Genomic DNA, 296 nt, shown 5'->3' with positions numbered 1-296 from the left:
GAGAAAGAATGTACGAATTTTTAGATCGTTTAATAACTTCTGCCTTACCTCGTGTAAGAGATTTTAATGGAATTAAAGCGACTGGATTTGATGGTAGAGGTAATTACAATTTAGGTATTACTGAACAAATTATTTTCCCTGAAATCGATATCGATAAGGTAAATAAAATTTCAGGAATGGATATTACATTTGTAACTACTGCTGCAACAGATAAAGAAGCAAAATCATTATTAACAGAATTAGGATTACCTTTTCAAAAGAATTAAGATATGGCTAAAGAATCAATGAAAGCCCGT

General features: G+C 30.4%; 1 protein-coding gene. It reads left to right on the top strand.

What is annotated here, in order from left to right; genetic code table 11:
• Positions 1–266, top strand: a 266-nt coding sequence (rpl5, locus tag FUA24_RS07890) for a large ribosomal subunit protein uL5 (protein WP_449441421.1), incomplete at its 5' end; no start/stop codon positions are given.
• Between the last annotated feature and the right edge of the window lie 30 nt (positions 267–296).

It is taken from the genome of Seonamhaeicola marinus (assembly GCF_008085455.1).
Note: the sequence above shows the minus strand (reverse complement) of the source record. Positions and strands in the feature narration are given on the sequence as shown.